We start from the raw sequence: 7,632 nt of genomic DNA on the forward strand, positions 1-7,632 counted from the left end.
CCAGGCTCATGCCGACAGCTTGCTCTTCAGGAATGCGAGCAAGTCCTGCGTGTTGACTTGGGTGACCGAACTGTCTCGGCGGTGCTGGTACTCCACGTGCCCGGCCTTGAGTCCACGGTCACCTATCGTGACACGGTGAGGTACGCCGATGAGTTCCCAGTCGGCGAACATGGCTCCAGGACGCTCCCCACGGTCGTCGAGTATCACGTCCACGCCTGCGCCCAGCAGATCGCGGTGCAGTTGCTCAGCCACCTGCTTCACCTCGGTGCTGCGGTCCATGCCGATGGGACACAGCACGACCGTGAATGGCGCCAGGGCATCGGGCCAGATGATGCCGCGTTCGTCATGGTTCTGCTCGATGGCCGCCGCAGGCAGGCGCGTGATGCCAATGCCGTAGCAGCCCATCTCGAAGAACGCCGGTTTGCCGTCCTCACCCAGGAAAGTGGCGTTCATCGCCTTGCTGTACTTGGTCCCCAGGTAGAAGACATGGCCGACCTCGATACCACGCTCGATCGCCAATGCGCCCTTGCCATCCGGCGAGGCATCGCCTTCAACCACATTGCGCAGATCGGCCACAAGGTCCGGTTCGGGCAGGTCTCGCCCCCAGTTCACGCCGGTCATGTGGAAGTCTGGCTCGTTGGCACCGCAGATCCAGTCGGCCAGCACCGCGACCTCACGGTCAACCACCAGACGCACCGGCTGCTTCAGACCGATCGGCCCCAGATAGCCCGGCCGGCAGCCGAAGTGGGCTTCAATCTCCGGCACCGTCGCAAAACGAAAGCCATTGTTCAGGCCGGGCACCTTGCCCACCTTGACCTCGTTCATGTCGTGGTCGCCGCGCAGCAGCAGTAGCCAGACCTGGCTTCGGGCCACCTCGCCCGCCTCGTTGAGCTCGTCGGTGGCCAGCACCAGGGACTTCACCGTGGTCGCCAGCGGCACACCCAACAAGGCGGCCACATCCGCACAGGTGCTCTTGCCCGGCGTGGGGGTCTTGGCCATGGCGTTGGCCGCTGCCGGCCGAGGCCCAGCGGGCGCAAGCGCTTCGGCCTTTTCCATGTTGGCCGCGTAATCGCTGTCCGGGCAGTACACGATGGCGTCCTCGCCCGTGGCCGCGATGACCTGGAATTCCTCGGACAGATCCCCTCCAATGGCGCCGCTGTCGGCGGCCACCGCGCGGTAGCGCAGACCAAAGCGATCGAAAATGCGCCGGTAAGCCGCCGCCATCACCTGGTAGCTGGTCTGTGCGGCGTCGCCATCGCGGTCAAAGCTGTAGGCGTCTTTCATGATGAACTCGCGCCCACGCATGAGCCCAAAACGCGGCCGGCGCTCGTCCCGGAACTTGGTCTGGATCTGGTAGAGGTTCTTGGGCAACTGCTTGTAGCTGCGCAGTTCCTGACGCGCGATGTCGGTGACCACTTCCTCACTCGTCGGCTGAACCACGAAGTGACGGTCATGTCGGTCCTGGATGCGCAGCAACTCAGGTCCCATCTTGTCAAACCGACCCGTTTCCTGCCAAAGCTCGGCGGGCTGGATGACCGGCATCGTGAGCTCGACCGCGCCCGCGCGGTTCATCTCCTCTCGCACGATGGCCTCCACCTTCTGGATCACACGCAGCCCCATGGGCATGTAGTTGTAGATACCAGCACCCAGCTTCTTGATCATGCCGGCGCGCGTCATGAGCTGATGGCTGACGACTTCGGCGTCGGCGGGGGCTTCTTTGAGAGTGGAAATCAGGAACTGCGAAGCTTTCATGGGCGCACGGAACGGCAGAGCCGTCGTTCATCAACGGGAAGGGCGCACCGCACAGTCTCCCTGGAAGACCGCTGGCACGCCCTGGAGGCACGTCAGGTGTGTGGTCACTTCGCAAGTCGCACAGTGCGATGCATAATGAACACAGTTCAAAAAATTTGGGGTTGATTATGCTTGACAGAGAAGGCTTCAGGCCCAATGTCGGCATCATTCTGCTCAACCAGCGAAACCAGGTGTTCTGGGGCAAGCGCATCCGCTCCCACTCCTGGCAGTTCCCGCAAGGTGGCATCGACAGGGGCGAAACCCCGGAACAGGCGATGTACCGCGAACTGCACGAAGAAGTGGGGCTCATGCCGGAGCATGTGGCCATCGTTGCCCGTACGCGGGACTGGTTGCGCTATGAAGTGCCAGACCGCTTCATCCGCCGAGACGCGCGCGGACACTACAAAGGTCAAAAGCAGATCTGGTTCTTGCTGCGCCTGGTGGCGCAAGACTGGAATTTGAATCTGCGCGCCACTAGCCACCCGGAATTCGATGCCTGGCGCTGGCACGACTATTGGGTGCCACTGGACGTGGTCGTGGAGTTCAAGCGCGGCGTCTACGAAATGGCGCTGACCGAGCTGTCTCGCTACCTGCCCAAAACCGACAGCCGCAACCGTTACCTGAGGGCAGGGACGCGACACCGCGGGCAGGAAGACAACGCCGGTGCCCCCACCACGTCCAATCCATCACTCCGGTTGGAACTCCCTCCAGGAGCCAGCTTCGATCCTGACCCGCAGGCCCAGGCCGTGCCAGTCCATCACGAACGCAAATGAAAAGAAACCTCGGGCTGATGCTGGCCCTGACCGGCTTTGGAATGGCGGTGTTCGCCGCCACCACGGACGAAGAGCCCGCCTGGCAGGAAGCCCTGGTTGAAGCCCCTGCAAGCTTCAGTACCGAGCGCCTGCAGACGTTCAAAGTCTCCCAAGGCTCCTCCCTGGTCTACGGCATCGACCCCGAGACACTTTCGCTCGGGCCAGACTGGGTGGTGCGCTATGTGCTCGTGGCGCGCAGTGCCAGTGGCGCGCTCAACGTTTTCTACGATGGCATCCGCTGCCAAACGGCGGAAGTCAAGACGTATGCGCGCTGGGACAACAACCGGGCGGCGTGGCGCACGACAGAGAACGCCGAATGGAAGGCGCTCTCCTACAGCGGCGCCACCCGTCCTGCCATGGTGTTGGCCCTGGAAGGTCTGTGCAACGGCAAGTCGGCCAATGGCGACACCCGAAAAATGCTTGCCACGCTCAAGTCGGACCAACCGTACTTGCAGCGCTGACTCACTTTTCAGGCTCTGGACGACAGCACCAAGTTGTCGCGGTGGATCATTTCCGGCTCGGCGGCGTAACCCAGCAGGCGTTCGAAGTCACCCGACGAGCGCCGGCATATAAGCCGGGCCTCCGAACTGGCGTAGTTTGCCAACCCACGCGCTACCTCCTGGCCGCGTGCGTCATGAACCGCGATCACGTCGCCACGCGAAAAGTCGCCGGATACGGCTGTCATGCCGATCGGCAACAGGCTCTTGCCCTCGCTCACGATCTTGACCACAGCGCCATCGTCCACCACCACCGCCCCCCGCAGTTGCAGGTGGTCCGAAATCCAGCGTTTGCGCGCCTGATTCTTGGCGGTCTGCGCAACGAGGCAGGTGCCGATCGCCTCCCCCGCGGTCAGACGCAGGAGCACCCTAGGCTCCCGCCCCCAAGCGATCACGGTGGAGGCACCCGAGCCAGCCGCACGTTTGGCCGCAAGGATCTTGGTGATCATGCCGCCCTTGCCAATGCCGCTGCCGGCGCCCCCTGCCATGGCTTCGAGCCGGGGGTCTCCCGCCCGACCGACATGCACGAAGGTCGCCTGCGGATCGCGCCGGGGGTCGGCGGTGTAGAGGCCCTTCTGGTCGGTCAGGATGATCAGCACATCGGCCTCGACCAGGTTCGCCACGAGCGCACCGAGCGTGTCGTTATCGCCGAACTTGATCTCATCATTGACCACCGTGTCGTTCTCATTGATCACCGGCACGACCCGCAACTGCAGCAGCGTCAGCAACGTGGAGCGGGCGTTCAGATAACGCTCACGGTCGGCCAAGTCCGCATGGGTGAGGAGGACCTGTGCGCTGCCGACACCGCAGCCGCGCAACTTGCTCTCGTACATCTGCACCAGGCCCATCTGGCCAACGGCGGCGGCCGCCTGCAATTCGTTCACTTCACGAGGGCGCACGCTCCACCCCAGGCGCTTCATGCCTTCAGCGATGGCCCCGCTGCTGACCATGATCACCTCGCGCCCCTGCTGCACGAGTGCCGCCAGTTGGGCACTCCAATGACCAATGGCCTCTTCGTCAAGACCCCTGCCTTCATTGGTCACCAGGCTGGAACCGACCTTGACCACGATGCGGCGGGCCGACTGAAGCACCGCCGTTGGCGCCAGGCTTTCTGCGTTCATCGATGCTTCAGACTGCATGGAAAAGCGGCCTCAGTGTTCGTCGGCCCGATGGACAAAGCGAGGATCGATATCGACCGGCGCCTGCGCATCCCGATGGACCTGCGCGATATGTTGGTACACCTTCTGCACGAGCAATTCACAGCCCTCTCGGGTCAACGCGGATATCTCGAACACAGGACCCTTGTACTTGAGACGCTTGACGAGGTCGCGAATGCGCTTCTCGCGCTCGTCCGCCGGCAGCATGTCCACCTTGTTGAGCACCAGCCAACGCGGTTTCTCATACAGAGCCTGGTCGAACTTCTTGAGCTCGGCCACAATGGCCTTGACCTGCGCCACGGGATCCACGCCTTCGTCGAACGGCGCCACATCGACCAGATGGAGCAGCAAACGCGTGCGCTGCAGATGCCGCAGGAACTGGTGCCCTAGGCCCGCGCCTTCGGATGCGCCCTCGATCAACCCCGGCACGTCGGCCACCACAAAGCTCTTTTCTGCAGCCACCCTCACCACACCCAGATTGGGATGCAAGGTAGTAAAGGGGTAGTCTGCGATCTTGGGCCGGGCATTCGAGATCGCGGCGATCAGCGTCGACTTGCCCGCATTGGGCATACCCAACAGGCCCACGTCGGCCAGCACCTTGAGCTCGAGCTTCAGAGTGCGGCGCTCGCCCGGCCAGCCCGGCGTTTTCTGGCGCGGAGCCCGGTTGGTGGAGCTCTTGTAGTGCATGTTGCCGAAGCCGCCATCACCCCCTTTGGCGATGGTGACCTGCTCGCCGGGCTGCAGCAACTCATGTAGCACCTCGCCCGTCTCCGCGTCAGCAATGATGGTGCCCACCGGCATCCGCAGGACGATGTCGTCGCCCTTGACACCGAACATGTCGGAGCCCTTGCCGTGCTCGCCCCGCTGAGCCTCGAAGCGACGCGTAAAGCGGAAATCCACCAACGTATTCAGGCTGGCGTCGGCCAACGCGTACACGTGGCCACCGCGACCACCATCACCGCCGTCAGGGCCGCCGAACTCCTTGTATTTTTCGTGCCGGAACGAGGCGCAGCCATTCCCGCCGTCGCCAGCGGCAACGTCGATGGTGGCTTCATCCACAAACTTCATGACACGCTTTCCAAGATAGGTTGCATGGAGGACGGCTCAAACAAAAAAGCCCGCGCGAGCGGGCCTCTTTGAGCGTGCGACCTGTCACCTATGCCCTAAGGCCGGTCCAGGTCTTGCGATCGGTCCCGCCGGGACAAACGCTCAAACCGGGGTGATGCTGACGACGTGACGGTTGAGCGCACCCTTGACGGCAAAAGTCACGTGGCCATCGATCGTGGCAAAAAGGGTGTGATCCTTGCCCACGCCGACATTGAGGCCAGGATGGAACTTGGTGCCGCGCTGACGCACGATGATGGAACCGGCAGAGACCAGTTCACCACCAAACGCTTTCACGCCGAGCATCTTGGGCTTGGAATCGCGCCCGTTTCGCGTAGAGCCGCCGCCTTTTTTCTGTGCCATGTTGAGTCTCTCCTCAGGCTGCGATCGACGAGATCTGCAACTCGGTGAAATTCTGACGATGCCCCTGGCGCTTCTGGTAGTGCTTGCGCCGGCGCATCTTGAAGATATGCACCTTGTCATGCCGACCATGTCCGAGGACCGTGACCGTGACCGTTGCGCCGGAAACCAAGGGCGTGCCCACCTTCAGTTCGGTGCCGTTGCCGACCGCCAGAACTTGGTCAAACACAATCTCTTGGCCCACGTCCGCAGCAATCTGTTCTACTTTAATTTTCTCGCCAGCAGCAACACGATACTGTTTGCCGCCGGTTTTTATGACCGCGTACATATGAACCTCTCGTAAAAATTCCACAATGGGAAATTCGGAGGGCTATTGCTCCACCGAACTGCGAATTCTAACATGCGCGATCAAGCGCTGCCTAGACCGCCCATCCGCAAAAAGCCTGGCCTGCCCGGGGGCCCTCTCCGTTGCGCTTCCTATAATTCCGGCTCCCTACCAGGCGCGGCCAAGCCGCGCACGAGCGACATCTTGAGCCAACTTACGCCTACCACCACCCTACTGGAACTGATTCGGCCGGAGATGCAACGGGTGGATCAGGTCATTGGAGAACGCCTGACCACCGAGGTGCCCTTGGTGCGGGAAGTCGCTCAGTACATCATTTCCGCAGGCGGCAAACGCCTGCGTCCCGCGCTGCTGCTGTTGGTCAGTGGAGCCATCGGCAGCGAGCACCCCATGCGACACACCCTTGCTGCGGTGGTCGAGTTCATCCATACCGCAACACTGCTGCACGATGACGTGGTGGACGAATCCACCCTGCGGCGCGGCCGTGAAACGGCCAATGAGCGCTTTGGCAATGCAGCCAGCGTGCTGGTCGGCGACTTCCTGTACTCGCGTGCATTCCAGATGATGGTGGACGTGAACCACATGCGAGTGATGCAAGTACTTTCAGACGCCACCAATGTGATCGCCGAAGGCGAGGTCCTGCAGTTGGTGAACATGCATGACGCCTCCATCGACGAGGCTGCCTACCTGCGCGTGATCCGCTCGAAGACAGCCAAGCTCTTCGAGGCAAGTGCTCGCCTCGCCCCCATCCTCGCTGGCGCCGACGAACACACCGAAGCCATTTGTGCGCAATACGGCCAGGCGCTGGGCACCGCCTTCCAGGTCATCGACGACGTACTGGACTACGAAGGCAGCGCCGAGGAACTGGGAAAGAACCTGGGCGATGACTTGCGGGAGGGCAAGGTCACCTTGCCAATCATCTGCGCGATGCGCACAGGCTCAGCGCAGCAAAGAAAGCTTCTCCGCGAGGCCATCGAGCAAGGCGATGTTGCGCATCTCGAAGACATCCGCGACGTCATCCTCAGGACTGGCGCCCTGGACGCCGCACGTGCCAGCGCCCACGCCGAGGCCAAGCGTGCCATCGAGGCCGCCGAGCAGCTGCCCGTCAATGCGTACAGCAAGGCTTTGCTACAATTGGCGGCTGGCCTTCTGGAACGTCGTTCCTGATCCAGGCCAGAAGGTTCGCGAGAACATCGGGGTGTAGCTTAGCCTGGTAGAGCGCTACGTTCGGGACGTAGAGGCCGGAGGTTCGAATCCTCTCACCCCGACCAGAAATTCCATACGTGACAAGCACTTAGCGAAGTGCAGACCTCCCAAAAAGGTCGTTGCGTATAAGTTCTGCGGCAAATCTGCGGCACGGAACTGAGTTCATCAGCACCGTAGAGCCCAGAAATTTAAAGCCCGCTGGCTACAGGAGTCTCCACAACTTGGAGACCTCCATGGCCACCATCCAGAACCGTTCTCGCATCACCGTCACGGTCAAGAACCGTCACGACCTCACCCGCTCCTTCTCGTACAACGCCCTCGACAAGGTCGAGGCCTATGTCGGCGAGCTGCGCAGCAAAGGC

At 62.1% G+C, this 7,632-nt stretch carries 8 protein-coding genes and 1 tRNA gene; 4 read left to right on the forward strand and 5 right to left on the reverse strand.

Annotated features, from left to right (window positions below; genetic code table 11):
• Positions 1 to 6: 6 nt before the first annotated feature.
• Positions 7 to 1,752 (reverse strand): proline--tRNA ligase, encoded by a 1,746-nt coding sequence (locus tag KIT53_RS13010; RefSeq protein ID WP_297753080.1) that lies wholly within the window; start codon positions 1,750 to 1,752, stop codon positions 7 to 9.
• Between the two features lie 167 nt (positions 1,753 to 1,919).
• Between KIT53_RS13010 and KIT53_RS13015 the strand changes: the two genes are divergently transcribed.
• The gene (locus KIT53_RS13015) at positions 1,920 to 2,564 is read left to right on the forward strand and encodes an RNA pyrophosphohydrolase (protein ID WP_297753096.1); all 645 of its coding nucleotides are present in this window, start codon (positions 1,920 to 1,922) and stop codon (positions 2,562 to 2,564) included.
• Positions 2,561 to 3,064, forward strand: coding sequence for a CNP1-like family protein (locus KIT53_RS13020; protein ID WP_297753081.1), 504 nt, complete (start codon positions 2,561 to 2,563; stop codon positions 3,062 to 3,064). The genes KIT53_RS13015 and KIT53_RS13020 overlap by 4 nt, the downstream gene beginning before the upstream one ends.
• Before the next feature lie 8 nt (positions 3,065 to 3,072).
• Here KIT53_RS13020 and proB read toward each other — a convergent pair whose 3' ends face one another.
• From proB to rplU, 4 genes are all read right to left on the reverse strand, one after another.
• Complete coding sequence (gene proB, locus KIT53_RS13025; RefSeq protein WP_297753098.1) at positions 3,073 to 4,221, reverse strand: glutamate 5-kinase; 1,149 nt, start codon at positions 4,219 to 4,221, stop codon at positions 3,073 to 3,075.
• 30 nt (positions 4,222 to 4,251) lie between these two features.
• Complete coding sequence (gene cgtA, locus KIT53_RS13030) at positions 4,252 to 5,325, reverse strand: Obg family GTPase CgtA (protein WP_297753083.1); 1,074 nt, start codon at positions 5,323 to 5,325, stop codon at positions 4,252 to 4,254.
• 141 nt (positions 5,326 to 5,466) lie between these two features.
• Positions 5,467 to 5,724: a 50S ribosomal protein L27 gene (gene rpmA, locus KIT53_RS13035; RefSeq protein ID WP_297753085.1), complete on the reverse strand. Its 258-nt coding sequence runs from the start codon at positions 5,722 to 5,724 to the stop codon at positions 5,467 to 5,469.
• 13 nt (positions 5,725 to 5,737) lie between these two features.
• Positions 5,738 to 6,049 carry a 50S ribosomal protein L21 gene (gene rplU / locus KIT53_RS13040; RefSeq protein ID WP_297753087.1) on the reverse strand — a complete coding sequence of 104 codons (312 nt, stop codon included), beginning with the start codon at positions 6,047 to 6,049 and terminating at the stop codon, positions 5,738 to 5,740.
• Positions 6,050 to 6,301: 252 nt separating this feature from the next.
• On the opposite strand from rplU, the gene KIT53_RS13045 reads away from it, so the two are divergent.
• Together KIT53_RS13045 and KIT53_RS13050 are read left to right on the forward strand one after the other, a co-directional pair.
• On the forward strand, positions 6,302 to 7,231 hold the full coding sequence (locus KIT53_RS13045) for a polyprenyl synthetase family protein (protein WP_297753101.1): 930 nt from the start codon (positions 6,302 to 6,304) through the stop codon (positions 7,229 to 7,231).
• Between the two features lie 27 nt (positions 7,232 to 7,258).
• Positions 7,259 to 7,335 (forward strand) — tRNA-Pro (locus KIT53_RS13050).
• Positions 7,336 to 7,632 lie beyond the last annotated feature (297 nt).

The organism is Hydrogenophaga sp. (assembly GCF_026125785.1).
Lineage (GTDB): Bacteria > Pseudomonadota > Gammaproteobacteria > Burkholderiales > Burkholderiaceae_C > Hydrogenophaga.